Annotated in this window: 30 protein-coding genes; 13 read left to right on the top strand and 17 right to left on the bottom strand. The window is 71.4% G+C overall.

Annotated elements, in window-relative coordinates; all coding sequences use genetic code 11:
• Positions 1-77 precede the first annotated feature (77 nt).
• Complete coding sequence (locus ACH54P_RS32250) at positions 78-560, top strand: DUF6319 family protein (RefSeq protein WP_489907084.1); 483 nt, start codon at positions 78-80, stop codon at positions 558-560.
• Positions 561-691: 131 nt separating this feature from the next.
• Here the strand turns inward: ACH54P_RS32250 and ACH54P_RS32245 are convergent, their stop codons facing one another.
• Positions 692-826, bottom strand: coding sequence for a hypothetical protein (locus ACH54P_RS32245; protein WP_489907083.1), 135 nt, complete (start codon positions 824-826; stop codon positions 692-694).
• A gap of 31 nt (positions 827-857) precedes the next feature.
• A complete protein-coding gene (locus tag ACH54P_RS32240; RefSeq protein WP_489907082.1) occupies positions 858-1,199 on the bottom strand; it encodes a cupin domain-containing protein in 342 nt (113 codons plus the stop codon).
• Positions 1,200-1,328: 129 nt separating this feature from the next.
• Here ACH54P_RS32240 and ACH54P_RS32235 point away from each other — a divergent pair, with 129 nt between their 5' ends.
• Entirely contained in the window at positions 1,329-2,057 is a 729-nt protein-coding gene (locus tag ACH54P_RS32235; protein ID WP_489907081.1) for a VIT1/CCC1 transporter family protein, read from the top strand.
• Here the strand turns inward: ACH54P_RS32235 and ACH54P_RS32230 are convergent.
• On the bottom strand, positions 2,054-3,511 hold the full coding sequence (locus ACH54P_RS32230) for a peptide MFS transporter (protein ID WP_489907080.1): 1,458 nt from the start codon (positions 3,509-3,511) through the stop codon (positions 2,054-2,056). The genes ACH54P_RS32235 and ACH54P_RS32230 overlap by 4 nt on opposite strands.
• A gap of 189 nt (positions 3,512-3,700) precedes the next feature.
• On the opposite strand from ACH54P_RS32230, the gene nhaA reads away from it, so the two are divergent.
• Genes nhaA through ACH54P_RS32215 form a run of 3 tightly spaced genes read left to right on the top strand, consistent with a single transcriptional unit; the run spans position 3,701 to position 6,368 of the window.
• Positions 3,701-4,879 (top strand): Na+/H+ antiporter NhaA, encoded by a 1,179-nt coding sequence (gene nhaA / locus ACH54P_RS32225; RefSeq protein WP_489907079.1) that lies wholly within the window; start codon positions 3,701-3,703, stop codon positions 4,877-4,879.
• Between the two features lie 60 nt (positions 4,880-4,939).
• The gene (locus ACH54P_RS32220) at positions 4,940-5,434 is read left to right on the top strand and encodes a phage holin family protein (RefSeq protein WP_489907078.1); all 495 of its coding nucleotides are present in this window, start codon (positions 4,940-4,942) and stop codon (positions 5,432-5,434) included.
• 4 nt (positions 5,435-5,438) lie between these two features.
• Entirely contained in the window at positions 5,439-6,368 is a 930-nt protein-coding gene (locus ACH54P_RS32215; protein WP_489907077.1) for an alpha/beta fold hydrolase, read from the top strand.
• Here the strand turns inward: ACH54P_RS32215 and ACH54P_RS32210 are convergent.
• On the bottom strand, positions 6,355-7,443 hold the full coding sequence (locus tag ACH54P_RS32210; protein WP_489907076.1) for an FAD-dependent monooxygenase: 1,089 nt from the start codon (positions 7,441-7,443) through the stop codon (positions 6,355-6,357). The genes ACH54P_RS32215 and ACH54P_RS32210 overlap by 14 nt on opposite strands.
• Positions 7,444-7,552: 109 nt before the next feature.
• Here ACH54P_RS32210 and ACH54P_RS32205 point away from each other — a divergent pair, with 109 nt between their 5' ends.
• Positions 7,553-8,434 (top strand): TetR/AcrR family transcriptional regulator, encoded by an 882-nt coding sequence (locus tag ACH54P_RS32205; RefSeq protein ID WP_489907075.1) that lies wholly within the window; start codon positions 7,553-7,555, stop codon positions 8,432-8,434.
• On the opposite strand, the gene ACH54P_RS32200 is transcribed toward ACH54P_RS32205, so the two are convergent.
• From ACH54P_RS32200 to nth, 4 genes are read right to left on the bottom strand one after another with little or no spacing between them, the layout of a single operon-like run.
• Complete coding sequence (locus tag ACH54P_RS32200) at positions 8,431-9,615, bottom strand: MarP family serine protease (protein ID WP_489907074.1); 1,185 nt, start codon at positions 9,613-9,615, stop codon at positions 8,431-8,433. The two genes, ACH54P_RS32205 and ACH54P_RS32200, sit on opposite strands and share 4 nt — an antisense overlap.
• Positions 9,616-9,619: 4 nt before the next feature.
• Positions 9,620-10,378: an NUDIX hydrolase gene (locus tag ACH54P_RS32195; protein WP_489907073.1), complete on the bottom strand. Its 759-nt coding sequence runs from the start codon at positions 10,376-10,378 to the stop codon at positions 9,620-9,622.
• Positions 10,375-10,974: a TlpA family protein disulfide reductase gene (locus ACH54P_RS32190; RefSeq protein WP_489907072.1), complete on the bottom strand. Its 600-nt coding sequence runs from the start codon at positions 10,972-10,974 to the stop codon at positions 10,375-10,377. Before ACH54P_RS32190 ends, ACH54P_RS32195 begins: the two co-directional genes overlap by 4 nt.
• Complete coding sequence (nth, locus tag ACH54P_RS32185; RefSeq protein ID WP_489907071.1) at positions 10,971-11,654, bottom strand: endonuclease III; 684 nt, start codon at positions 11,652-11,654, stop codon at positions 10,971-10,973. The genes ACH54P_RS32190 and nth overlap by 4 nt, the downstream gene beginning before the upstream one ends.
• 227 nt (positions 11,655-11,881) lie before the next feature.
• Here nth and ACH54P_RS32180 point away from each other — a divergent pair, with 227 nt between their 5' ends.
• The 4 genes from ACH54P_RS32180 (at position 11,882) to ACH54P_RS32165 (ending at position 15,779) form a co-directional block, all read left to right on the top strand.
• Positions 11,882-12,133, top strand: coding sequence for a hypothetical protein (locus ACH54P_RS32180; protein ID WP_003081722.1), 252 nt, complete (start codon positions 11,882-11,884; stop codon positions 12,131-12,133).
• Positions 12,134-12,282: 149 nt separating this feature from the next.
• Positions 12,283-12,957, top strand: coding sequence for a Crp/Fnr family transcriptional regulator (locus ACH54P_RS32175; RefSeq protein ID WP_003081747.1), 675 nt, complete (start codon positions 12,283-12,285; stop codon positions 12,955-12,957).
• A gap of 433 nt (positions 12,958-13,390) precedes the next feature.
• Positions 13,391-14,659 (top strand): MFS transporter, encoded by a 1,269-nt coding sequence (locus ACH54P_RS32170; protein ID WP_489907070.1) that lies wholly within the window; start codon positions 13,391-13,393, stop codon positions 14,657-14,659.
• Positions 14,660-14,714: 55 nt separating this feature from the next.
• Positions 14,715-15,779, top strand: coding sequence for a DNA polymerase III subunit beta (locus tag ACH54P_RS32165; RefSeq protein ID WP_489907069.1), 1,065 nt, complete (start codon positions 14,715-14,717; stop codon positions 15,777-15,779).
• On the opposite strand, the gene ACH54P_RS32160 is transcribed toward ACH54P_RS32165, so the two are convergent.
• Entirely contained in the window at positions 15,769-16,209 is a 441-nt protein-coding gene (locus tag ACH54P_RS32160; protein ID WP_489907068.1) for a hypothetical protein, read from the bottom strand. The two genes, ACH54P_RS32165 and ACH54P_RS32160, sit on opposite strands and share 11 nt — an antisense overlap.
• A gap of 31 nt (positions 16,210-16,240) precedes the next feature.
• Positions 16,241-17,206 carry an Lrp/AsnC family transcriptional regulator gene (locus ACH54P_RS32155; protein WP_489907067.1) on the bottom strand — a complete coding sequence of 322 codons (966 nt, stop codon included), beginning with the start codon at positions 17,204-17,206 and terminating at the stop codon, positions 16,241-16,243.
• An 83-nt stretch (positions 17,207-17,289) separates the two neighbouring features.
• On the opposite strand from ACH54P_RS32155, the gene ACH54P_RS32150 reads away from it, so the two are divergent.
• The gene (locus ACH54P_RS32150; RefSeq protein ID WP_489907066.1) at positions 17,290-18,111 is read left to right on the top strand and encodes a VOC family protein; all 822 of its coding nucleotides are present in this window, start codon (positions 17,290-17,292) and stop codon (positions 18,109-18,111) included.
• Positions 18,108-19,274 carry a carboxylesterase family protein gene (locus ACH54P_RS32145; RefSeq protein WP_489907065.1) on the top strand — a complete coding sequence of 389 codons (1,167 nt, stop codon included), beginning with the start codon at positions 18,108-18,110 and terminating at the stop codon, positions 19,272-19,274. Before ACH54P_RS32150 ends, ACH54P_RS32145 begins: the two co-directional genes overlap by 4 nt.
• Here ACH54P_RS32145 and ACH54P_RS32140 read toward each other — a convergent pair.
• From ACH54P_RS32140 to sp36, 7 genes are all read right to left on the bottom strand, one after another.
• The gene (locus ACH54P_RS32140; protein WP_489907064.1) at positions 19,252-19,506 is read right to left on the bottom strand and encodes a glutaredoxin family protein; all 255 of its coding nucleotides are present in this window, start codon (positions 19,504-19,506) and stop codon (positions 19,252-19,254) included. The genes ACH54P_RS32145 and ACH54P_RS32140 overlap by 23 nt on opposite strands.
• Positions 19,503-20,273 carry an MBL fold metallo-hydrolase gene (locus ACH54P_RS32135; RefSeq protein WP_489907063.1) on the bottom strand — a complete coding sequence of 257 codons (771 nt, stop codon included), beginning with the start codon at positions 20,271-20,273 and terminating at the stop codon, positions 19,503-19,505. Before ACH54P_RS32135 ends, ACH54P_RS32140 begins: the two co-directional genes overlap by 4 nt.
• A complete protein-coding gene (locus tag ACH54P_RS32130) occupies positions 20,270-21,088 on the bottom strand; it encodes an NUDIX hydrolase (RefSeq protein WP_489907062.1) in 819 nt (272 codons plus the stop codon). Before ACH54P_RS32130 ends, ACH54P_RS32135 begins: the two co-directional genes overlap by 4 nt.
• Positions 21,089-21,200: 112 nt before the next feature.
• Positions 21,201-22,334 carry a hypothetical protein gene (locus ACH54P_RS32125; RefSeq protein WP_489907061.1) on the bottom strand — a complete coding sequence of 378 codons (1,134 nt, stop codon included), beginning with the start codon at positions 22,332-22,334 and terminating at the stop codon, positions 21,201-21,203.
• Positions 22,335-22,370: 36 nt separating this feature from the next.
• Positions 22,371-22,997 (bottom strand): hypothetical protein, encoded by a 627-nt coding sequence (locus tag ACH54P_RS32120; protein ID WP_086859607.1) that lies wholly within the window; start codon positions 22,995-22,997, stop codon positions 22,371-22,373.
• On the bottom strand, positions 22,997-23,452 hold the full coding sequence (locus ACH54P_RS32115; protein ID WP_489907060.1) for a RidA family protein: 456 nt from the start codon (positions 23,450-23,452) through the stop codon (positions 22,997-22,999). The genes ACH54P_RS32120 and ACH54P_RS32115 overlap by 1 nt, the downstream gene beginning before the upstream one ends.
• A 5-nt stretch (positions 23,453-23,457) precedes the next feature.
• Entirely contained in the window at positions 23,458-23,619 is a 162-nt protein-coding gene (sp36, locus tag ACH54P_RS32110; RefSeq protein WP_489907059.1) for a Sp36 family protein, read from the bottom strand.
• 127 nt (positions 23,620-23,746) lie between these two features.
• On the opposite strand from sp36, the gene ACH54P_RS32105 reads away from it, so the two are divergent.
• Positions 23,747-23,995, top strand: a complete 249-nt coding sequence (locus ACH54P_RS32105) for a hypothetical protein (RefSeq protein WP_489907058.1) — start codon at positions 23,747-23,749, stop codon at positions 23,993-23,995.
• The last annotated feature ends 5 nt before the right edge of the window (positions 23,996-24,000 follow it).

Genomic DNA, 24,000 nt, shown 5'->3' with positions numbered 1-24,000 from the left:
AGCGGCGCGCGTCGAACGCATGTTCTACACTGTGCCGCGAACCACACCCACTTCCCGGGCAAGGAGACGACACGACGATGACCGTGGATGTCCTGACGCACGACGAGGAAACGGCTACCGAAGCCCCGGCTCCGGCCGTTGCCGTTACCACCGACGAGGCGGCCGTCGACTCGTCCGCGTCCCCGGCCTCCCCCTCGGAGGAGCCGGCCGAGCCGGCCGCCGAGGAAGAGGCCCCCAAGCCGAAGCGCGGCCGCCCGAAGGGCGCGGCGACGGCGTCGACGGCGAAGAAGACCCGCACGGTCGAGCTGATCCTGACGGTCACCGGCACCGCCGACGGCGAGTGGCAGGCCGAGCTGAAGAACGGTTCGAAGTGGGTCGCGAAGGGCCTGGAGATCCCCGCCGCGGCGGTCTCCCGCGCGGCGAAGGAGCTGCACGCCGAGCTGTCCGGCCCGATCGACGAGGTGATCAACCAGGCCCGCGAAGCGCAGGCCGCGAAGGTCGCCGCACTGGAAGCCGAGCTCGAGAAGGCCAAGCAGGCCCTCGCCGAGCTCGACGTCTGAGCTTTTTTCCAGGAAACGCCCGGTTCCGCGATGGCGGGGCCGGGCGTTTCCGCTTTTCCGGGGGTCGGGTTGGGTACCTGGGGAGTCGGCTCGCGTACCTGGACAGTCGGCTCGCGCGGGAACGGGTGACGTCAGCCGTCGGCCGTCGAACGTGCCTCGAAGTCGTCCAGCCAGCTCTGGAAGTCGAGCGGTCCGTAGAGGTACTCGCCGATCTTCCGCACCTCGTCGCGGGTCGGCGCCACCTCGTGGCCACGCTCGACGGTCACCAGCTCACCTCTCTCGATGTCGACGGTCGGCTCAGGCGATGGGTGGACGGCTCGGGAGCGGGGTCTTGAACTCCACCCACATGGAGTCCGTCAGTGCTTCCACGTGGTGCGCCACCCCGCGCGGGTGCAGTGCCGAGTCGCCCGGTTCCAGCACCGACTCCACACCCGCGATCGCGCCGCGGAGGCGGCCCGACAGGACGTAGATGATGCTGTCGTGGTCGTGCGCGTGGGTCGGCGATGCCACCCCCGCCGGGTAGTGGATCAGGTAAGCCAGTCCGCCCGCCGCCTGCTCCAGCAGGCGGAACCGGCCTTCGCCGCCCTCAAGAGGGAGACCTTCCACCGTGCTCAGCGGCTGCCAAACTTGCTCGTCCATGCCGACCATGATGACCCAGAACCGGTGAGTCCACACAGGACCGGCTTAGGTAAGGCAACTGTTAATTAGGCGAACCTGACACAAAGAAGAAGGCTCGCCTCGCTTCTCTTTCCGTGTTTCACTTGTCCCGTGACCGAAACGATTGACGGTGACGCCGTCGGGCACGCCCACGAACCGCACCAGGGCGTCGGCGGGAAGCTGAACTGGCTGCGGGCCGGGGTTCTCGGGGCGAACGACGGGATCGTGTCGGTCGCCGGGATCGTCGTCGGCGTTGCCGGCGCGACCACCGAAAGCACCACGATCCTCACCGCCGGAATCGCCGGGCTCGTCGCCGGTGCCTTTTCCATGGCCGGCGGGGAATACGTCTCCGTGAGCACCCAGCGCGACACCGAACAGGCCTTGCTCCGGCTGGAAAAGCAGGAGCTCAAGACCATGCCGGAGGCCGAGGAGCGCGAACTCGCCGAGATCTACGAGGAGAAGGGCCTTTCGCCCGACCTCGCGAGCCAGGTCGCCCGCGAACTGACCGAAAAGGACGCCCTGCAGGCGCACGCCGAGGCCGAACTCGGCATCGACCCGGACAACCTCACCAGCCCGTGGCAGGCGGCGTGGGCCTCGCTGGTCGCGTTCTCGGTCGGCGCGCTGCTGCCGATCCTCTCCATCGCCTGGGCCGGCGTCTCCCTGCGGGTGTGGGCGTGCGCCGCCGCGGTCGTCGTCGGCCTCACGCTGACCGGGTGGGTCAGCGCGAGGCTCGGCGACGCGAACGTGGGGCGCGCGATCGTCCGGAACGTCGGCGTCGGCGCCCTCACCATGGTGGTGACCTACTTCGTCGGGGTGATCTTCGGAGTCACCGTGGGCTAGTGCACGCCCTTCATCAGCTTGCGGATGAACGGCGTCGCCACCAGGAGCAGCAGCCCGATCGCGATCGCGACCCCGCCGACGGTGCCGAAGTACGGCGTCTCGTCGTCGACCGAGTAGTACTCGGCGAGCTTGCCCGACATCGCCGTGCCGAACGAGATGGACAGGAAGTTCAGCGCCACCATCTGCGTCCGGAAGGCCACCGGCGCGAGCTTCGTCGACAGGGACAGCCCGACCGGCGAGAGCATCAGCTCGGCGATCGTGAAGACGAACAGGATGCCCACCATCGCGAGCAGCGGGCTGGCGTTCTTGCCGCTGCCCACCATCGGCAGGAACAGCAGGAACGCCGCGCCCATGAGCACCGTGCCGAGCACGAACTTGATCGGCGTCGACGGCTGGCGCTCGCCGAGCTTCGTCCACAGGGCCGCGAGGATCGGGGCGAACACGATGATGAACACCGGGTTGATCGAGTTGACCCACGGCACCGGCATCACCCAGCCGAACAGGTCCCGGTTCAGCCGCTGGTCGGTGTAGGCCGCGACAACCGTGAACTGCTGCTGGTACAGCGAGAAGAACGCCGCGCTGGCGATGAACATCGGGATGAACGACAGCACGCGGCTGCGTTCCACGCCGGTGATCTTGCGGCTGGTCAGGATGACGAGGAAGTAGATCACCGAGATGACGCCGACCGCCCAGACGACGACGTCGGCGAGGTTGCCCGGGTTGACGACCCCGGTCAGCAGCAGCGCCACGACGACGGCGAGGAGCACGACCGCGGCCCCGGCGGCCAGCAGCCGCTGCGACGACGGCAGCGGGTTCGGCACCTCCTTGGCCTTCTCGCCGAGGTTCTTGCGGCCCAGCGCGTACTGGATCAGCCCGAGCGCCATGCCGATGGCGGCCAAGCCGAAGCCGAGGTGGAAGCCGACCTTGGTCTGCGCCAGCCCGGTCAGCAGCGGCCCGACGAAGGCGCCCAGGTTGACGCCCATGTAGAAGATCGTGAACCCGGCGTCGCGCCGCTCGTCGCCTTCGGCGTAGAGCGTGCCGACGATCGCGGTCGCGTTCGACTTGAGCCCGCCGCTGCCCAGCGCGACGCACACGAGGCCGACGGCGATGCCGGTCAGGCCCGGCAGCAGCGCCAGGCTGATGTGGCCGATCATGATGAGCACGGCGCTGTAGAACAGCGTCCGTTCGGAGCCGAGGAGCCGGTCGGCGACCCAGGCGCCGATGACGGCGGAGAGGTAGACCAGGCCGCCGTACGCGCCCACGATGCCGAGCGCGGACTCCTGGGCCAGCCCGAGGCCGCCCTGCTCGACCTTGTAGTAGAGGTAGATCGGCAGGATGCCGAGCATCCCGTAGAAGGAGAAGCGTTCCCACATCTCCACGCCGAAGAGGTTCGCCAGCCCTCGTGGGTGCCCGAAGAACCTCGTGTCCTGCTGGACCTCGGTTGAGGTGCTCACAACTGAGTCTTCCTTTGTCTCGGACTTCGTTGTCGCTTGGCATGCTATGAGCACACCGTGTTAACCCACCACCGGTACCCCGTGTGGCGGCGGCCATAACAATCCGTGACAAAGAGGCATTAAGCTCCGGTCAAAGGTGCGCCGGGAAGTCTGGTCGGCAACAGTGATCAGCGACCCCAGGAGCCGCCCGTGTCCCGCCCGTTGAGCGAATTCGCCCGCTACCTGCGCACCGAGACGACCGGCGGACTCATCCTGCTGGCCGCGACCGCGGTCGCGCTGATCTGGGCGAACTCACCGCTGCGGGACAGCTACGAGGCCCTGCGCGACTTCCGGCTCGGCCCGGAGTTCCTCCACCTGAACCTCACGATCGGCGACTGGGCGAAGGACGGCCTCCTCGCGCTCTTCTTCTTCGTCGCCGGGCTGGAGCTCAAGCGCGAGCTCGTCATCGGCGAGCTGTCCCGCTTCAAGCAGGCGGTGCTGCCGGTCGTGGCGGCGGTCGGCGGCATGGTCGTGCCCGCGCTCGTCGCGCTGAGCGTCGGCTGGGGGACGCCGGGGATCGAGCGGGCCTGGGCGATCCCGGTCGCCACGGACATCGCGTTCGCGCTCGGCGTGCTCGCGCTGACCGCGTCGAACCTGCCCTCGAGCGCGCGGATCTTCCTGCTGTCGCTGGCCGTGGTGGACGACCTCGGCGCGATCGTCGTCATCGCCGTGGTGTTCACGACCGGCTTCGACCTGGTCGCGGTGGCCGTCGCCGTCGTGGCCCTCGCGCTGTACGCGTACCTGCAGCACCGGCGGGTCCGGACGGCCTGGCTGTACGTGCCGCTCGCGCTGGTCACCTGGGTCGCGGTGCACTCGGCGGGCGTCCACGCGACGATCGCCGGCGTCGCGCTCGGCCTGCTCACCCGCGTCCGGGCCGACGAAGGCGAGGCCGAGGCGCCGGCCCTGCGGCTCGAGCACCGGCTCCAGCCGTGGTCGTCCGCGGTGGCCGTGCCGGTGTTCGCGCTGTTCGCGGCCGGCATCTCGGTCAGCGCCGATTCCCTGGGCGCGGTGTTCACGACGGCGTTGCCGCTCGCGGTGCTCGCCGGGCTGCTCGTCGGGAAGGTCGTCGGCATCCTCGGCGCGAGCGTGCTCGCGGTGAAGCTGGGCGCCGCCGAGAAACCCCGAGGCGTGGGCTGGCGCGACCTCGGCGCGTTGTCGCTGCTCGGCGGGGTCGGGTTCACGGTCAGCCTGCTGATCGCGGAACTCGCGCTGCCGGGCGACGCGAGCGAACTGGCGAAGGCAGCGGTGCTGATCGCATCGGCGACGGCGTCCCTGCTGGCGGCCGCGGTGCTCCTGAGGCGCAGCCGGGTCCACGCCCAAGCGGAGTGATCTCGCGACACTCGGCTACGCCGCCGCGCCCCCATAAAGGACACATGGCACGATGACCCGGTGAGCAGCCCCAAGCACGAACGCACCGGTCCCGACGGCGTGGGGGCCGTGCCTTACCTCCCGCTGTCCTCCGACACCGACGTCCCCGGCGACCAGTCGATCGGCAGGCTCGTCGGCGACGCGACCCAGCACATCTCGACCCTGGTCAGGGCCGAGATGGAGCTCGCGAAGTCCGAGCTGGTCGGCGAGGTGAAGAAGGGCCTCAAGGGGGCCGTCTTCTTCCTGATCGCGCTGACGGTCTTCCTGTACAGCACGTTCTTCCTGTTCTTCTTCGCGGCCGAGGGGCTGGCGCAGTGGCTGCGCTACCGCTGGATCGCGTTCGGCATCGTGTTCGTCCTGATGCTGCTGGTCGCGGCCGGGGTCGGGTTCCTCGGCTACCGCAAGGTGCGGAAGTTCAAGGCACCCGAGCGGACGATCGCCAGCGTCAAGGAGACCGCCGCCGCGCTCAAGCCCCAGCGCGCGCCCGAAGCCGACTTGACCACCACGCGCGACTGAGTCGTTGCACGCGTCCCCCGACCCGTCGACCGTCCGGCTCGACGGCCCGTGGGCCCACCGCGATGTCTCCGCGAACGGCATCCGACTGCACGTCGCCGAGCTCGGCGAGGGGCCCGTCGTGGTGCTGCTGCACGGGTTCGCCGAGTTCTGGTGGACCTGGCACCACCAGCTGCGGGCACTGGCCGACGCCGGGTTCCGCGCGGTCGCCGTCGACCTGCGCGGCTACGGCGACTCCGACAAACCGCCCCGCGGCTACGACGCGTGGACGCTGGCCGGTGACGTCGGCGGGCTGATCAAGTCGCTCGGGGCGCGGCGCGCGCACCTCGTCGGGCACGCGTGGGGCGGCATGCTCGCCTGGACGGTCGCCTCGCTGCACCCCCGGCTCGTGGCCTCCGTGACGGCGATCGGCGCGGCCCACCCGCTCGCCCTGCGGTTGTCGGTGGCCCGCGCCCCCTGGCGCGGCCAGGCCCGCGCGGCCGGGCACCTCTTCCGCTTCCAGGTGCCGATGGCGCCCGAGAAGTGGCTCGTGAAGGACGACGCCAAGGCCGTCGAGGACCTGTTCGGCAGCTGGGCCGGGAGCCGCTGGCGGTCCACTTCGGACTTCTCCGCGAGCGTGGCGGCCTTCCGGCAGGCGATGCTCGTGCCCGGCGTCGCGCACAGCGCGCTCGAGTACTACCGCTGGGCCTTCCGCGCCCAGTTCCGCGGCGAAGGCCGCCGCTTCACCGGCGCCGTCGACGCCCGGATCGCGGCGCCGACGCTGCAGCTGCACGGCGCCGACGACACCTGCATCCTGCCCGAGACGGCGACGTCGTCGGTGCGCTGGGCGGGCCCGCACGCCGAGCCGGAGATCTGGCCGGGCGTCGGGCACTTCCCCCACCTCGAAACGCCGGACCGCACGTCGACGGCCCTGGTGGACTTCCTCAAGCGAGGCTGATGGCGTTCTTCGCCCGCTCCACCGACTCCTCCGATGCCGGCCCTTCGGGGTTTTCGGTGGCGAGCGCCTGGTTGAGCTCGACGAAGGGCCGCATCCGCCGTTCGTAAGCCGCGAAGGCCTCCTCGTACCCGGCCCGGCCGAGCTCCTGCGCGAGGACGTACGCGCCGACCAACGCCAGGCTCGTGCCTTGGCCGGACAACGGCGAGGCGCAGTAACCGGCGTCGCCGACCAGCGCGATCCGGCCCGTCGACCAGCGGTCCAGGTGGATCTGGGCCATGGCGTCGAAGTAGAACACGTCCGCTCCGGCCATCGCTTCGAGGAGTTTCGGCACCTCCCAGCCGACGCCGGCGAGCCGCTCGGCGACCAGCCGCTTCTGCTCCGGGACGGTCAGCCGCGGCAGCGGTTCCGAACCGAAGCCCAGTGTCACGCGGAGTTCGGTGTTGTCCCGCACCGGGTAGGCCACGCCCCCGGTGTGCTCGTGCCGGAACCAGACCTGCCAGTCCTCGAGGCCGAGGAAGTTGGCCGCCGGGAAGATCGCGAGGTACTGCCCGAGGTGCCGGATGAACTCCGCTTCCGGCCCGAAGGCCAGCCGCCGGACGGCCGAGTGCAGCCCGTCCGCCCCGATGACCAGGTCGAACGTCCGGATGCCGCCGTTCTCGAACTCGACGCGCACCCCGTGTGCTTCCTCGGTCAGCGCCGTGATCGATTCGCCGAAGACGTATTCGACGCCGGTCGCCTCGCCGAGGATCGAGACGACGTCGTCGCGCAGCAGCTCGAAGTCGTCGCTGTCGAGACGTCCGCTGGTGAACGTGTGCTCCTCGGACCGGAACAGCTCGTGGCCGTCCCCGTCCACCACGGACATCCCCCGCATCCGGGTGCGCACCGCGCGCATCCGTTCGCCGAGGCCCATCCGGTCGACGACGTCGAGGGCGACCCCGCGCACGTCGATCGCCTGCCCGCCGCTGCGCACACCGGGTGCCCGGTCCACCACGGTCACCGCCCAGCCGTCGCGTGCCAGGAACCAGGCCAGGGTGCCGCCGGCGACGCCGCCGCCGGAGATCAGGATGTTTCGCATGTGCCCTCCAGAGTCGTACGCTTGTGCGGACAACAGTGGAGTTCATCCAGCTGGAAGGCCAATTCTGTACTAGTACAGATGGCTGTCTGTACTAGATCAGGAGACCATCGTGAAGTACGTGGCCATCGCCGAGGAACTCCGCGGGCGGATTGCGCGTGGCGAGCTTCGGCCGGGCGCACGGGTGCCCTCGACGCGGCGGCTAGCGGCCGACCACGGGGTCGCGATGGCGACCGCGGCGAAAGCGCTGGCCCAGCTGAGCCAGGAGGGCCTCGTCCACGCCGAGCCGCGGTCCGGCACGGTCGTCGCGGGCCGCGAGCGCCGCGGTGGGCAGCGCGGACTGACCCGCGAACAGCTCGTGCGGACCGCCATTTCGATCGCCGATGCCGAGGGCCTCGGCGCGCTGTCGATGCGCGGCATCGCGGCCCGCCTCGGCGTCGCCGCCATGGCGCCCTACGGGTACGTGAGCGGCAAGGACGAGCTGGTCATTTTGATGGCCGACGCGGCGTACGGGGAGTGCGGTTACCCGGCGACCCCGCCGCGGGGCTGGCGCGAACGGCTGACGCTCGGCGGCCGGACCCTCTGGACGCTCTACCGGCGGCACCCGTGGCTCGTCCAGCTCGCGCCGATCACCCGGCCACTGCCGCTGCGCAACCTGGCCACGCACGCCGAGTGGGCGCTCTCCGCGCTGGCGGAGCTCGACGTCGACGCGGCCACCCTGTGCGACCTGCACGTGCTGTTCTTCAGCCACATCCAGGGCATCGCGATCCACCTCGAACGGGAGCAGCACGCGCTGGCGTCGTCCGGGCTGTCCGAAGACCAGTGGATGGACCACCAGGCGCCCGCGATGGCCGCGATGACCAGCGGCCACCCGACCTTCGCCGCGATGCTCGGCGAGCTGTCCGCCACCGGCTACGACCTCGTGCTGGACGACCTCTTCGAGCTGGGCATGCGGGCCCTGCTCGACGGCCTGGCGCTGCGGTTCGGGCGTTAGGCGGCGCAGGAACCGGTGGACACGTTCGCCGTCTGCGACGACGCCGCGGCCACCTCGGCCCGCACCTGCTCGGCCGTCAGCGTGAAGCCGGTCTCCGGGTCCTCCACCGCCGCCCCGAACACGACGCCGATGACCCGGCCGTCCGGTGTCACCATCGGACCGCCCGAGTTGCCGCTGCGGATCTCGGCGCGGACGGTGAAGACGTCCCGCTGCACGGTGTTGGCGTCGTAGATGTCGGGGCCGCGGAGGTTGATCCGGCCGCGCACGCGCGCCGGGGTCGCCCGGTACGGGCCGTCGAGCGGGTAGCCGAGCACGACCGCGCTGTCGCCCGCCCGTGCCGTCTCCGGCGCGAACTCCAGCGCCGGGGCGCGCAGCCGCGGCACGGCGAGCACCGCGATGTCGACCTCGGGGTCGAAGTAGACGACCCGCGCCGGGTAGTCGCCCTGCGTCGTCTCGATGCCGACGGTGTCGGTGCCGGCCACGACGTGCGCGTTCGTCATCACCCGCTGCGGCGCGATCACGAACCCGCTGCCCTCGAGCGACCGCGAGCACGAGCTGGCGCTGCCGCGGATCTTGACCACGCTGCCGTGCAGGTCCTGGACGATCGCGCTGCTCTGCAGAGCGGGGTCCGGCGGCGAGGTGTCCGCCGTCGGGGCCTTCTGGAACGGGTCCATGATGGACGGGAAGCCGGACGCGTCGAGCAGCTTCCGCAGCTGGCTCGGGAAGCCCTGCGCGGCCTCCGGCATGGTGTCGTTGACCTTGCCGAGCACCACCGAGTTGTTGATCGCCTTGGCCAGCCCCGGCAGGCCGGACACGGTGGTCAGCGGCGTCGCGATCAGCCACGCGACCACGAACACGACGACGGCCTGCACGACCGCCCCGAGCGTCTTGTCGATGCCGGAGAGCTTGTCCGGGTTGATCTTCTGCCGCAGCTTGCGGCCCACGTAGACGCCGATCGCCTCGCCGAAGGCGACCAGGAACACCACGGTCGCCACCGCGAAGGCGACCTTCCACACCGGGTCGTCGAAGAACGAGACGACCACCGGCGCGAGCTTGATGCCGACGATCGCGCCGAGCACGACGCCGACCAGCGAGGGCAGCGCGATGATCACGCCCTGGAACGCGCCGGACACGGCCGCCAGCAGGGCGAGCAGCAGCACCAGCACATCGACCCAGTTCACCGCGTCACTCCCCGCTCACGCTTTTAGGGGGGTCCGGGTGGCGGAGCCCCCGGCCCGGGGCGGAGCCCAGGTCGGACGCTGTCCGTGCCTGATACGCCGCCAACGCCTCGTCGAGGTCCCGGACGTCGTCCGAGTCCCACTCGCGCTCCCAGCCTCCCAGGCTGAGGAGGACGGAAAGCAACCCGGCGGTGAAGCCCCAGACGAACAGGCCGCCGACCTCGAAGGCCGGCCCCTTCCAGGGCGCGCCGGCCTTCTTGACCGTGAACCGGTTGGCCGGGTCGACCAGGTCGGCGATGGCGACGCGCGCGACGGACGCCGTCTCGCCGGGGTCCACCGCGTGCACCGGGGACGGCTCCGCCCAGTGCGCCAGCACCGGCGTCACGGCGAAGCCGGACACCGGGACGAACAGCTCCGGCAGCACCGCGACCGGCCGGACGCCGGACGGGACGACCCCGGTCTCCTCTTCGGCCTCGCGCAGCGCGGTGCCGATCGGGCCGCCGTCGCCCTCCTCGGCGCCGCCGCCGGGGAAGGCGACCTGCCCGGCGTGCGAGCCCAGCGTGTCGGCGCGGCGCTGCAGGAGGACGTCCGGCTCGCCGTCGGCTTCACGCTCGCCGAAGAGGATGAGCACGGCCGCGGGGCGCGTGTAGGCGTCTTCGGGCGGGCTGAACCGCGTGAACGTCTTCGAATCGACTTCGGCGCTCACCTTGACCAGCGGCCGGAGCCACTCGGGAACCGACTCCGGCTCGACCAGTGGTCCGATCACGATGCCCCCTCGACTGCCGCGCGCACCTGGTCAGTGTTCCCGAAGACCCGGGGATTCGCGATGAACCGGATCTCACCGGCGGCGGTGACCAGGTAGGACGCCGGCAGCGACGAAGGCACCTTCAGCGCCGTCCGGACGGGCCCGGCGGGCCCGTCGCCGTCGAACACCGACGGTAGGTGCACGCCCAGGTCGGCGAGGAGGTTCAAACCGTCCTTCGCCGGGCTCTGCACCTGCACGCCGAGCACGCGCACGGCACCCGGCTGCTTGGCGTACTCCTGGAGCACGGGCAGCTCGGTCCGGCACGGCTCGCACCACGACGCCCACACGTTGACCAGCACCGGAGCGCCCGCCAGCGCGCGTCCGACGTCGACGCTCGCGCCGTCGCCGAGGCAGTCCGCCCTGACTCCGTCGAGCTCCTTCACCGGCTGCGCGGACCCCGGTGCGGGGCACGGCTGCAACGCCGCCGCGGACCGGGCGGGACCGAGGTCCGCGGACGGCTTCGCGGCGGTGTCCGAGGCGCCGCGCGGCAGCAGCGCGACGATCAGCGCCACCGCCAGCACCGCGGCGGCGAGGGCCCATTTGGTGACGGTTGTCACCGGGGCGCCGCCAGCGCCAGGATGTGGTCCTTTTCGACGCCTTTGACCAGTTTCGCGGCTTCGTCGAAGCCGGTCGGGCCGGCGCCGTACGACGGGCAGTCCCTGGCCAGCGGGCAGGCGCCGCAGGCCGGCTTCTTGGCGTGGCAGACGCGGCGGCCGTGGAAGATCACCCGGTGCGAGAGCATCGTCCACTCCTTGCGGGGGATCAGCTCGCCGACCGCGTGCTCGACCTTGACCGGGTCCTCCTCCGCCGTCCAGCCCCAGCGGCGGACCAGCCGGCCGAAGTGGGTGTCGACGGTGATGCCCGGGACGTCGAAGGCGTTCCCGAGCACGACGTTGGCCGTCTTGCGGCCGACGCCGGGCAGGGTGACCAGGTCGTCGAGCTTGCCCGGCACCTCGCCGCCGAACCGCTCGACCAGCGCCGCGCCGAGCCCCATGACGGAGTTCGCCTTGGCCCGGTAGAAGCCGGTGCTCCGGAGGTATTCCTCCAGCTCGGTGCGGTCGGCGCCGGCGTAGTCGGCGGCGGTCCGGTACCGCTTGAAGAGGGCGGGCGTGACGAGGTTCACCCGGACGTCGGTCGTCTGCGCGGACAGCACGACCGCGACCAGCAGTTCCAGCGGAGTGGTGAAGTCGAGCTCACAGTGGGCGTCGGGATACACGTCGTCCAAGCAACGCTTCATCCGCCTGGCGCGTCTCACCAGAGCTAACCGGCTTTCACCAGCGCCCTCACGGGGGGCGTTCGTGGTGGCAGGTGGCACCCCGATAGCCTACGGGCGCCGTCGGACGAGCCGGTCAGTGCACCGGTGGACGACCGACACGCCAGAGCACCACCTCGGCGCAGTTTCCCGGCCGCCATGAGCGAGGATCTGGAGTAGATGCTTCCCACTGAGTGTTTCGGGGTCCGGTCATGACTGTCTGGTTCGTCATCCTGGTCCCCCTGGTCATCATGTTCTTCGCGCTGGGCATGGAGCGCGTCGAGAGTAGGCTCAAGCACGTCGCGGTGCAGGAGAACGAGGTCGAAGAGTTCCTCGAGCAGGCGCAGCCCAACGAGGTGCGGGCGCTCTACGGGCACGGCATCGGCCGCGCGCTGGAGCTGTTCCGGCTGCGTAGGCTGGGCGGACGGGCAGCCAGGCTACGCGCGCGTCGCGTGCGGAGTTAGGCTCCACGTTCGAACGAGATCGTTTCGCGGGCGCGCGCGTCCGACGGGCGATCTCGGGAGTACGCCCTAGACTGACGCGCAAGTGATCGGCGTCACGCTCCTCCACGCAAGGGGGAGCGTGATCGTTTCTCGACGAGGAGGCACCCGAGGTGGACGAAACCCTGGCCCGTGCGGGCATTTTCCAGGGTGTTGAGCCGGCAGCGGCGGAGGCGCTGGCCCAGACCTTGGAATCCGTGGAGTTCCCCCGCGGCCATGTCATCTTCAACGAGGGCGAGCCCGGCGACAAGCTGTACATCATCCAGTCCGGCAAGGTGAAGATCGGCCGCAAGTCCCCGGACGGCCGCGAGAACCTGCTGGGCATCTTCGGCCCGTCGGACATGTTCGGCGAGCTGTCCATCTTCGACCCCGGTCCCCGGACGTCGAGCGCGACCACGGTCACCGAGGTCCGCGCGGTCACCATGGACCGCCCGGCGCTGCGGCAGTGGATCTCGACCCGCCCGGAGATCGCCGAGCAGCTGCTGCGCGTGGTCGCGCGCCGCCTGCGCCGGACGAACAACATGGTCGCGGAGCTGATCTTCACCGACGTCCCGGGCCGCGTGGCGCGGGCGCTGCTGCAGCTCGCGCAGCGGTTCGGCAGCCAGGAGGCGGGCCTGCTGCGGGTCACGCACGACCTGACGCAGGAGGAGATCGCCCAGTACGTGGGTGCCTCGCGCGAGACCGTCAACAAGGCTCTGGCCGACTTCGCCCACCGCGGCTGGCTGCGGCTCGAGGGCAAGAGCGTGCTGATCCTGGACCCGGAGCGCCTGGCCCGCCGGGCCCGCTGACCCCAGGGTTCACCGGCGGAGGCCTCCCGACCTGCGAGCCGGGAGGCCTTCGTCGTTCACGGGCCTGTACACGACAAAGAGCCGGGCGCCACCCCCGACGTGGCGCACCGGCTCTTCGTTGTCGCGCGGACCATCCCCCGACGATCCGCGCTCCCCGCCCTCCGGATCAGGCCCCGACCCAATGTGCCGGAGGGAGCTGGGTTTTTCTGTGCTGTTGTTCAACCATCACGGCCCATACCCACGAATTCAAGGCCATTCACTCTCAAGGACGCCGTCTCGGCCGTTTCGTTGCAGGAGTTCACGGAGAATATCCTGAGTGTTACCCGATCGAGACCTCTCGCTCGGGATCAAGATCGATTTCCAGTCTGCCGGTGACGCACGCGACCGTCAAATAACTGGTACTCACGTACCACTCTGCGGCATACTGGTACGCGTGTCCCAGTCTGCCTCGAACCACGAAAGCCGGACGTCCCTCGCCGACTACCGCGCCGCGCTGACGACCCGCGCGGCCCGGCGGCCCGCCGTCGCCTCCGTGCTCGCCCGCCTGCCGATCGCCATGATCGGCATCTCGGCCCTGCTCTACGTCCAGCGCGAGACCGGTTCCTTCGCCGCCGCCGGGCTCGTCTCGGCCGGCTCGCTCGTCGGTGTCTCGGTCGGCGCGGTGGTGCAGGGCAGGCTGATCGACCGGTTCGGGCCGACGCGGCCGCTGCTGATCGTCGCACTCTTCTCCGCGCTCTCGATGGCCGCCTTGGTCACGGCCATCGAGTCGCACGCCGCGACCGCCGTCCTGGTCGCGCTCGGCGCGGTCACCGGGCTGTCGGAGCCGATGGTCGGGTCGGCGTCGCGGGCGCTGTGGACGCGGCTGCTGCCCCCGGGCGGCGCGCGCAACGCCGCGTTCTCGTACGAGGCGATCAGCATGGAGGTCTTCTTCATCCTCGGCCCCGGCGTGGCCGGGCTGCTGGTCATGGCGCCGTGGGCGGGCACCGGCCTGGTGCTGGGCGTCGCCCTGCAGTTCACCGGCGCGCTGCTGTTCGCGCTGAGCCCGGCCGTCCGGGCGTGGGGTCCTTCGTCCGGCGCGCGCGGGTCGCTGCTGGGCGCGCTGTCGAGCCCCGGCATGCGGACGCTCGCGCTCGCCGCGCTCGGCTTCGGCGTCGTGATCGGGTTCGTCGAGGTCGCCGTGCCGGCGTCGGCCACCGAAGCGGGGCACGCGTCCGTGGGTGGCCTGCTGCTGTCGGCGTGGTCGCTGAGCTCGGTGGCGTTCGGCGTCGCCTACAGCCTGCGGCCGTGGCCGCGGCGGCTGGGCCAGCGGCTGCCGGCGCTGCTCGGCGGGTTCGGCGCGCTGGTCGCGCTGCTCGCGTGGCCGTCTTCGCTGTGGGGACTCGCCCTGATGATGCTGCTCGCGGGCGCGTTGATCACACCGCAGTCGACGGCCCACTCGGCGGCGATCGAGGTGGTCGCGCCGGCCGGGACCGCGGCGGAGGCGTTCGGCTGGGTGCTCACCGCCGTGACGCTGGGGCTGGCCGCGGGCCAGTCGGTCAGCGGGTACATCGTCGAGCACGCCGGGCCGGGTACCGCGTTCCTGGCCGCGAGCGCGGCCGGGCTGGTGCTCGCGGTGGCGGTGTGGGCGCTGCGCGGCACCGTTCGTCCGGCGCAGGGGCCTGCGTCGATCGAGGAGCCTTCGCTGGTCGGCGCCGGCCAGTAGGGCGCGTTTGCGCTGGTCAGCGGGTTTTGTCGGTGGTGCCCGCTAGTTTCGTGGCATGGACGTCACCGCGCCTGCCCACCGCCTCTCGGCGGCCGTCTCCGCCGCTTCGCGCCTGCTGCCCGCCCGCGCCGGGCTGCGGCTGCGGGCCGGCGCGGGCGGGCTGACGGTCGACGGCAGCGACCCGGACCTCACCGTCCGGTTCGACTGCCCGGCGACCACGCACACCGACGGCTCGGTTGTCGTCCCCGCGGCGCCGTTGACCGAGACGCTTCGGGTCCTGGACGCGGAGCTGGTGCGCCTGGTCGTCGAAGGCAGCCGCCTGGCGTTGCGCCTGGACAACGCCCGGTTCGCGCTACCGCTCCTTTCGGCCGCGGCTGACCAGCCGGTTTTCGAGCCCACCCGAGTGTCCGAAGTGGACGGCGTCGCGTTCGCGTCGGCCCTGCGGATCGTCGCGGGCACGGCGGCGAAGGACGACCCGCTGCCGCTGTTCACCGGCGTCCGCCTCCAGGCAGCCGGCGGCAGGCTGACGCTGACCGCGTCGGACCGCTACCGGATGGCGGTGGCCCGGTTGCCGCTGCGCTCGCCGGGTTCGCTGGACGTCCTGGTGCCGGCGGCCCTGCTGACGGAGGCCGCCCGCCAGGCCCGCGGCGTCGTCGGACTGCACGCGGGCCCCGGACGGTTCGGTGTGAGCTGGCAGGGAGGCCTGGTCGGCACGGCAGTGCTCGACGCGGGCTTCCTCTCGGAGGACTCGATCCCCTCGGGAGCGGTCGACACAACGGTGTCCCTGGAGGCGGATGCCCTGGCAGCGGCGGTCCGCCGCGTCGGGGTGTACGCCGAGGACCGGCGGGTGCTGACCCTGGAGGTCCGGGACACCGAGGTGCGGCTGGCGAGCGCCCGCCAGGACACGGGCGAAGCGGAGGAGACCCTGAAGGCCGACGTCCTCGGTGGCCGGACGTCCCCGTCGTTCCAGGCGAGGTACCTGCTGGACGCGCTGCAGGCGTTCGCCGGGGAGCGGGTGGTGCTGTCGATCCAGCCGGGGATGCGGGCCTGCGTGCTGCGAGGCGCCGAGGGTGGGGAGGTGGAGCTGACGTACTACCTGATGCCGATGCTCAGCCGATGATCTCGGTCAGGTCCTTGAGGGCGACGTCCGCCGCCGGCCCGGCGGTGAACTGGCTGACGGTCATGGCCGCGCTCCCGAAGCGCTGTTCGTAGGCGAGCCGGAGATGGGGTGACGAGCGGTCGAGCACGTAGAGCTCCGCACGGCGATCACCGCGCTCGAGGACCAGCCCGACGAGGTCGGCGACGAGCCCGCCTTCCACTCGGCGGCTTTGAACTCCGCTCCCCGTCGGCAACGCGCGAACGATCATGGCGGCGTGGATCAGGTCCTTCTCGACAGGTCTTCTTGGCCGAAGAACTCGAGCAGTTCGATGCAGGGAGCCGAGGTCGCTCTTGGGCGGCGGTGGCTCGGTGGGCGGCGCGGGGTCGGCCTGCTCGCCCGGCTCGTGGGGAAGCGGGCTCGTCGAGAAGTCGATCGCGTGCTCGTCGTCCACAGGCAGTGAGTCGCCCGTGTGCCGTCCCGCGCTACACCGGCTCCAGGGTGCCGAAGCGCTTCAACGTCCTGATCATCGGAGCCGTCTCCACCTGGTGCACCCCCGGCAGCCCGCCCAAGTCATCGGCCAAGTACGAGTAGAGCGCTGCGTCGTCGCGGCAGCCCACGTTGGCCACCAGGTTCGCCGGGCCCGTGGTCGCCGCCGCGAAGGCCACCTGGGGGTGCGAAGCCAAAGCTCGGCCGGCCGATTCCAGGGCCGAGGGCGCCACCGTCAGCCAGAGCGTTGCCGTCAGGGGGTAGCCCAAGAGGGCCGCGTCCACCTCTACGTCGAAGTACAGCGCTCCCGATGCGCGCAACGCCGCGAGGCGACGGCGGACCGTCGACTCCGAACGGCCACACGCCGCCGCCAAGGTGGGCACGTCCGTGCGGCCGTCGTGGGCCAGGGCCGCCAGCAGGTCCGCGTCGCCTGGCTCCGGTCGGTACGGGACGTCCGGAGGCGGGTGGCGCAACGCGGCGACCTCCGAGGGCGACAACGCGTTCGACCGGCCCGGCCACCCCGCCGGGCCGCCCGCGAAGCGGCGCAGCAGCCGGTACGCCGTCATCGACACCACCCTCGGCGTCCGCGGCAGCTGGCCGAGGAGCAGGCCGTCCGTCTCCTCGCGCAGCGGCGCGCGGATGAAACACACGATCTCCGTCCCGCCGGACATCAGGCTCACCCACTGGGTGTCCGGCCGCCGAGCCAGGGCCGCGGCGATCGCGCCGGCCGCATCCGGGACACAGCGCAGCCGCACCAGCCAGTGCACCTGGCCCAGCGGCGCCGCCTCCGGAACGCCGACCACCCGCAGCACCCCGGATGACCGCAGCTTCCGGTACCGGCGCGCGATCGTCTGGTCCGAGACCCCGAGCACCGACGCGATCGTGCTGAACGACGCCCGGCCGTCCAGCTGCAGCGCGTGCGCCAGGCGGCGGTCGAGGTTGTCGAGCAGGCCGGATTCCACCAGATCAGCCTAGGCAACGTCGGATTTCGCGCACAATCACGCCACGAGCGGAAGATCAAGCTCACCGAGCCCACCCTGAAGCCATGAACATCGACCACACGGTCTTCCTGACCCGCCGTTACGAGGAAACCTGGCGGCGCTACGAACAGCTCGGCTTCACGCTCAGCCCGCCGTCGCGGCACTTCGCGGCCGTCAGCGACCGGAGCGAACCGGTCCCCAGCTGCACCGCGAACCGCTGCGCCTACTTCGGCGGCTCGTTCCTCGAACTGATCGGCATCGTCGACGAGGAAGCCGGCGACCCGTGGCGGGTGCTGCCGATCCTCGACGCCCGCGGCAACGGCCTCCACGGCTGCTCCTTCGGCGTCGACGACTCCGACGAGGCCGCCAGAAGGCTGCAAGAAGCCGGCCTCTCGACGTCGGGCGTGCTGAAGCTGCAACGCGACGTCGAACTGCCGGAAGGCACCCGCACCGCGCGCTTCCGCAGTGTCCACATCAGACGGGACCGCACCCCCGAAGGCATCCTCCACACCGCCGAACACCTCACGCCGGAGTACATCCACCAGCCCCGCTACCTCGATCACCCCAACGGTGCCCGCGGAATCGCCGGAATCACCCTGATCGTCCCCGACGACGAGATCGACGACTACCGGAAGCGCTACGACGTGATCACCGACGGCCACCAGCTCGTCGACGTCTTCGGCGTGAGCGACCTCGGCGCCGTCCTGCCCGGCGAAACCCCGCGAGAACCGCCGTACTTCGCCGCGCACGGGGTTGTGGTTGCGGATCTGGCGAAAGCGCGGAAGCTGGTCGAGGAGCACGTTCCGACCACCACCCACGACCACGGGTTCTTCGTCCGGGCCGAAGACGCCTGCGGAGCCGCGGTGTCCTTCGAGGAGGCACGATGATCGTCGAAACCACCACCGGCCGCGTCCGCGGGCAAGATGGCACCTTCTGGGGAATCCCCTACGCCGCGGCGAAACGCTTCGAAGCGCCGACACCGCCGCAGCCGTGGACCGGCGTCCGCGACGCGCTCGAAGCGGGTCCCGCGGCGCCGCAGCCGCCGTCGCGCCTGGAGCACGCCCTCGGTCCGATGCCGCTGCCGCAGAGCGAGGACTGCCTGAGCCTCAACGTCTTCACGCCGTCGGCCGCCGGGAACCGGCCGGTGCTGGTGTGGCTGCACGGCGGCGGGTTCTCCAGCGGCTCGGGCGGCCAGGTCTGGTACACCGGCACCCGCCTGGCCCGTGATGCGGACGCCGTCGTCGTGACGCTCAACTACCGCCTCGGCGTGCTCGGATTCCTGCACGCCGACGGGATTCCGCCGAACCTCGGCATCGCCGACCAGTTCGCCGCGCTCGAATGGGTCCGGGACAACATCGCCGCGTTCGGCGGGAACCCGGCCGAGGTCACGCTCGCCGGGCAGTCGGCAGGCGCACAATCGACGCTGACCTTGTGGTCGTCACCGCGCACCGGAAACCTCATCAAGCGGATCGCGCTGCAGAGCGCGCCGCTCGGGATGCGACCGTCCACACCGGACGAAGCCGCGGTGTCGGCCGGACGGCTCGCCGAAGCGCTGAAGGACAACGACATCCGCACGGTACCGGTCGAGCAGCTGCTCGCCGCGCAGCTCGCCGTACCCGGCAAGCCCGGCTCGCTCGAGCCGCCGTTCCAGCTGGTCGCCGACGACGACCTCGTCGCGAAGGACCTCATCGAAGCGGCCCCCGAAGGCCCGGCGCTGATCAGCCGGACGCGGGAAGAACTGCGCGCCTTCGTCCCCGACGCGCCCCGAGAAGCGATCGACGAAGTGAACAGCTTCTTCACCAGCGACCGGCTGGCCGAGAAACTCGGCGCCTTCACCTACCGCTTCGACTGGCAGGCCCCGGGCAACCGGTTCGGAGCCTGCCACTGCATCGACATCCCGTTCCTCTTCGGCACCCACGACGTCTGGGACGCGCCGATGCTCGAAGGCGCCCCGAAGGGCCTGGAGAACGAAACCGGGCTGCGCGAAGTCTGGGCCGCTTTCCTCCACGGAGAGCAGCCCAGCTCGCTCAGCCCGCCGAAGCTGCCTTGACCGCGGCCTCGACCTCGGCGAAGGAGGGGTTGACCATCGCGGTCGACCCGACGATCACGGTCGGCACCGTCTCGTTGCCGTTCGCGACTTCGCGCACGCGCGCGGCGCCGGCCGGGTCCTCCCAGATGTTGATCTTGCGGATGGTGAAGCCGCTCTTCGACATCGGCCGGTCCAGCGCGGCGCAGAACCCGCACCCCGGCCGCCAGTAGAACTCGACCTCGACGTTGCTCATCCCTGTTCCTCCGACCGCAAGTAGTCCAGCTGCGCCTGCACGCTCAGTTCGGCGGGCGCCCACAACGCCCGGTCGACGTCGGCGTAGACGACCTCGACCACCTGGCGCGGTGTGGCGTCCGCACCGAGCGTCTTCAAGGCCGAACGCACCTGGTCGAGCCGCTGTTCCCGATGGGCAAGGTACGCACGCGCGGTCGCGGGCAGGTCGGGGAGCTCTGGACCGTGCCCGGGCAGCCCCACCGTGCCCGCCGGCAGCTCGATCAGCTTCCGCAGCGAGCGCAGGTAGTCGCCGAGGTCGTGCAGCACGGTCGTGCCCCGGCCGAGGATGGTGTCGCCGGTCAGCACCTGGCCGTCGAGCACGAGCGACACCGAGTCGTCGGTGTGCCCGGGGGTGTGCAGGACACGGAGGGAGAGGCCGCCCGCCGTGATCGTCTCGCCGTCCACAAAGGACGACGCGCCGAGGCACAGCGACGGGTCGAAGGCCCGCACCGGCGCGCCGACGCGCTCGGCGAACCACGGTGCGCCCTCGGCGTGGTCGGGGTGGAAGTGGGTCAGCAGGACGAGTTCCACCGTGCCGACCGCGGCGAGCAGTTCGAGGTGCTCGAGGTCGCGGTAGCCCGGGTCGACGACCACGGCCGGACTCGACGGCGTTGCCCGCAGTACCCAGGTGTTCGTGCCTTCGAGCGTCATCGACGACGGGTTGTTCTCCAGCAGCACCGACGCCGTCTCGGACACCTGGCGCAGCACGCCGTAGGCCGGGGCGCTCATCGCGGCTCCAGGACGACGCGGACGTGGTCGTTCTCGCGGATCAGCGTCGGCGCGATCCGGACGATCTCGCGCGGCGCGTTCAGCACGTCGTCGGCGGTGGCGAACCGCGCCAGCTCGCTCAGCGTCAGCCAGGTCGGGGGCATCAGCATCCGGCGGCCTTCGCGCGCGTCGGCGATCGCGTCGTCCGGGCGCTGCCAGCCGGAGCTCGACGCCTCCGACGTCGCGCCGTCGGCCTCCTGGCCTTCGGGGAGCTTCGCGACGTAGAACCGGGTGTCGTACCGGCGCGGCTCCTGCTCGGGCGTGATCCAGTGCGCCCACGGGCGCAGCAGGTCGGCCCGCAGGGTCAGCCCGGCGCCGGCGAGGAAGCCGGCCAGCGACACCTCACGCGTCTCCAGGGCCTGCCGGGCGGCCGCGTACGGCGTGACGTCGGTGAGGACCGCGTCCGCGCCGCCCGCGAGCAGCACGCCGGACTCCTCGAACGTCTCGCGCACGGCCGCGCAGGTCAGCGCCCGGGCGAGGGCCTCGTCGCAGCCGAACCGCGAAGCCCACCACGACGGCTCCGGGCCGGCCCACGCCACCGACGTGTCGGCGTCACGCTGGTCGACCCCGCCGCCGGGGAAGACGGTCATCCCGCCGGCGAACGGCATGCCCTTGACCCGGTGCTGCAGGAAGACCTCGACGCCGTCGGCGCCGTCCCGGACCAGGATCACGGTGGCCGCGTCCTTCGGCGTCGCCGGCGGGCCGTCGGCGTTGGCCCGCGTCGCGACGCCGGCACCGACCGGGATGTCGAAGACAAACTCCTTTGGCTGCTCCACCCGGGCAACATACCTCCGCCCCCCGACGTTCCGTCGCGCAGTTGTGGCACGCCGGACACGGAAAAGGCGGCACCTCCCGGAGGGGAAGTGCCGCCTTCTCGCGAAAGAGGTCCTACGGAGCGGTCCAGCCGCGCTGGTCTCCGCCGGAGCGGGAAGCGCCGTTGAGCCGCATCTTCGCCGCCTCGGCGCGCTCGCGCTCGGCCAGCTCGGCGTGCAGCTCGCGCAGCAGCGCCCGGTCGCGCTCGCTCAGGCTCGGGTCGTCCAGATCCAGTGCGGGCAGCTCGACGACCTCGTGCATCGACGGCTTGCCCGCGGCGATCTCGCGGCCCTTCTCCGGGTCCTCGGCCAGCGCCTGCCGCAGCTGGGCGACCTCGGCCGGCGTCAGGTCGGCGGTGCGCTCCGCGCGCGTCTCGGACCGCGCCTTGCGGGGCGGCTCCGGGGCGGGCGGCGGTGACACGATCGGCACCACCGGGGCGACCGGCTCCGCCGGCGTCGTCGCGGTGGTGCTGCTGGAGCGCATGCTGTGCCTGCTGCCCGACTCCGCGACCGGTTCCGGCGTCACCGGGGCCGGCGGCTTGACGACCGGCTCCGGCCGAAAGGACGACGTGCTCGACGTCGTGCTCCCGGTCACCCAGGCCGGCGACGCGGCCGCCGAAGCGGCCTGGTGGTACTCGGAGTGCGCGACGCCCGGACCGCTGACCTCGACGACGGAGTGGATCCCGGCCCGGCGCAACGCCGTGTCGACGCGGAACGCGACGGCCGGCGGGTTGCCGTCCGGACCCAGCTCGACGAGCACCACGCGCTGCGGCAACGCGCCCGGCACGCTGCCGGCCGGGGTGTTGCGCCACACCGCGTGCACCGAGCGGACGTCCGGCAGCACCTGCAGGGTGCGGTCGAGCGCCTCGGCGATGCCGAACTCCGGGGAGTTCTCGCCGCTGAACCGGTGCGTGTTGACCGGCTCGGTCTCGTCGACCAGCAGGTCGTTCGCCAGCGTCGCGTCCGACCGGCTCATCTCGAGGACCAGCGCGAGCTCGCGCTGCTCGGCGGAGCTGACCGGGATCCGGCCCGCGATGAGCGTGCCGGTGGTCAGCTCGACCGCCTCGTCGATGTGCGCCCGGGCGATCAGCTCACGCGCCTCGGTGAGCGCGCTGTCGTCGATCCGGCCCGCCAGGGCCAGTAACAGGTTGTGCAGGCGCAGGGGCACCGAGAACCCGTCCATGGGCGGGCCGTCGTGGACCTCCACCATTGCCTTGCTCCCTCCCAGCTCGCTGGCGGGCGAGCGTTATGCGGCTACTAGCCGGTTCCCCGCCACCGCGCCCACGCAGACCAGCTCTGAGTCGGCCAGCGCGGCCCGGTGGTACCCCGGCAGGTCGAAGCGCGGCGGGATGACCTCGACGCTGGGCTCTTCGTCGCCCAGTACCCGCAACACCCGCTGCAGTTCGCCGGTCAGCCTCGGCAGGCCCGCCTGCGCGGTGATCAGCAGGACGCGCTTGGCGGTTCCCTGCCCGACCACACCGACGTGTCGCCAGCTCTGCCGCACTTCCCCCACGTCCGGGCGTCCGCGCAACGTTGCGTGGATCAACACGGACACGGAGTCGACCGAGTTAACCCATTCGGGCGCACTCGACGTGAATGTGTACCGGTTCTCGGTGACGTCGTCTACCCCCAGCGTCGAACTGACCTGGTGCCAGTCGGCGCCGTGCGGGATGAGACCGGCCACGAGCAGGCGGTACTCCGTTTGGTCGAGGTCGATCCTGTGCTTAAGCAAAGACCTCGGCAGGGTCCGGGCGAGGGTGCCCATGGCGCCCTCGCCGAGCCAGTCACGGAAGCGCCACAGCAGCTGGTCGGGCAGCCGCCCGGCCAGCCGGAGCAGCAGCTCGTGGGTGGACTGCTCGATGTCCGGATCCATCACTGCACCTCCACGATCAGTTCGACCTCCACCGGCGACCCGATGGGCAGCTCCGCGACGCCGACGGCCGAGCGGGCGTGGATGCCCGCGTCGCCGAAGACCTCGCCGAGCAGTTCGGACGCGCCGTTGACGACCGCGGGCTGACCGGTGAAGCCCTCCGCGGAAGCCACGAAGCCGACAACCTTGACGATCCGCACGACGTTGTCAATGCCGACCAGCGCGTGCACCGCCGCGAGCGCGTTGAGCACCGACGTCCGCGCGTGGCCCTTGGCCTCTTCGGGGCTGATCTCGGCGCCGACCTTGCCGGTCGCGGCGAGCACGCCGTCGACGAAGGGCAGCTGGCCCGAGGTGTAGACGTGCTTGCCGCTCTGGACGGCGGGCACGTACGCGGCCAGCGGGGCCGCGACGCCGGGCAGCTCGATGCCGAGCTCCTTCAGCCGTTCGCTCCAGCTCACTCCGGTCAGCCCTTCGGACGCTTGAGGTACGCGACGTGCTGCTCGCCGCTCGGGTTCGGCAGCACCGCGACCAGCTCCCAGCCGTCCTCACCCCACGTGTCGAGGATCTGCTTCGTGGCGTGGATCAGCAGAGGGACGGTCGCGTACTCCCACTTGGTGGCGCTCATGTCCCGGGAGCGTAGCCAAGCGGGCAAGGGCGCCGGGGACGACCGCCGGAAAACGAGCCGCGACGCGCCGTCGCCCGGGCGGACTGTGGTCCATCTCACGTCCGCCGGCGCCCGCTAGCGTGGCCTCGTGGAAACGTGGCGCGTGATCGCGACGGCGCTGCTCGCGGCGGCCGGGCTGCCCCTCGTGCTCGTCGTGATGGCCAAGGTGCGCGACCGGACGCGCAGCTCGGGCCAGGTCGCCGTCGGCGGTGTGGTCACCCTCACGCTGCTCGTGGTGCTCGGCGTGCTGCTGCTCACGGTGCTGCCCGGGCTCGTCGCCTGGCTGCTCGTCGCGGCGGTCGCGGCTGCGGTCAGCGTCATGCTGCTGGCCAGCTGAGCACT

It is taken from the genome of Amycolatopsis sp. N2S4-7, from assembly GCF_058119595.1.
This window is presented reverse-complemented; position numbering and strand designations above follow the sequence as displayed.

Excerpts from the sequence above, each read along its gene's own strand:
- ACH54P_RS32210 (WP_489907076.1), bottom strand. The coding sequence starts at position 7,443 with ATGCGAAACATCCTGATCTCCGGCGGCGGCGTCGCCGGCGGCACCCTG.
- ACH54P_RS32250 (WP_489907084.1), top strand. The coding sequence starts at position 78 with ATGACCGTGGATGTCCTGACGCACGACGAGGAAACGGCTACCGAAGCC.
- nth (WP_489907071.1), bottom strand. The coding sequence starts at position 11,654 with ATGAAGCGTTGCTTGGACGACGTGTATCCCGACGCCCACTGTGAGCTC.
- ACH54P_RS32145 (WP_489907065.1), top strand. The coding sequence starts at position 18,108 with ATGATCGTCGAAACCACCACCGGCCGCGTCCGCGGGCAAGATGGCACC.
- ACH54P_RS32165 (WP_489907069.1), top strand. The coding sequence starts at position 14,715 with ATGGACGTCACCGCGCCTGCCCACCGCCTCTCGGCGGCCGTCTCCGCC.
- sp36 (WP_489907059.1), bottom strand. The coding sequence starts at position 23,619 with ATGAGCGCCACCAAGTGGGAGTACGCGACCGTCCCTCTGCTGATCCAC.
- ACH54P_RS32135 (WP_489907063.1), bottom strand. The coding sequence starts at position 20,273 with ATGAGCGCCCCGGCCTACGGCGTGCTGCGCCAGGTGTCCGAGACGGCG.
- ACH54P_RS32140 (WP_489907064.1), bottom strand. The coding sequence starts at position 19,506 with ATGAGCAACGTCGAGGTCGAGTTCTACTGGCGGCCGGGGTGCGGGTTC.
- ACH54P_RS32180 (WP_003081722.1), top strand. The coding sequence starts at position 11,882 with ATGACTGTCTGGTTCGTCATCCTGGTCCCCCTGGTCATCATGTTCTTC.
- ACH54P_RS32150 (WP_489907066.1), top strand. The coding sequence starts at position 17,290 with ATGAACATCGACCACACGGTCTTCCTGACCCGCCGTTACGAGGAAACC.
- ACH54P_RS32125 (WP_489907061.1), bottom strand. The coding sequence starts at position 22,334 with ATGGTGGAGGTCCACGACGGCCCGCCCATGGACGGGTTCTCGGTGCCC.
- ACH54P_RS32120 (WP_086859607.1), bottom strand. The coding sequence starts at position 22,997 with ATGGATCCGGACATCGAGCAGTCCACCCACGAGCTGCTGCTCCGGCTG.
- ACH54P_RS32240 (WP_489907082.1), bottom strand. The coding sequence starts at position 1,199 with ATGGACGAGCAAGTTTGGCAGCCGCTGAGCACGGTGGAAGGTCTCCCT.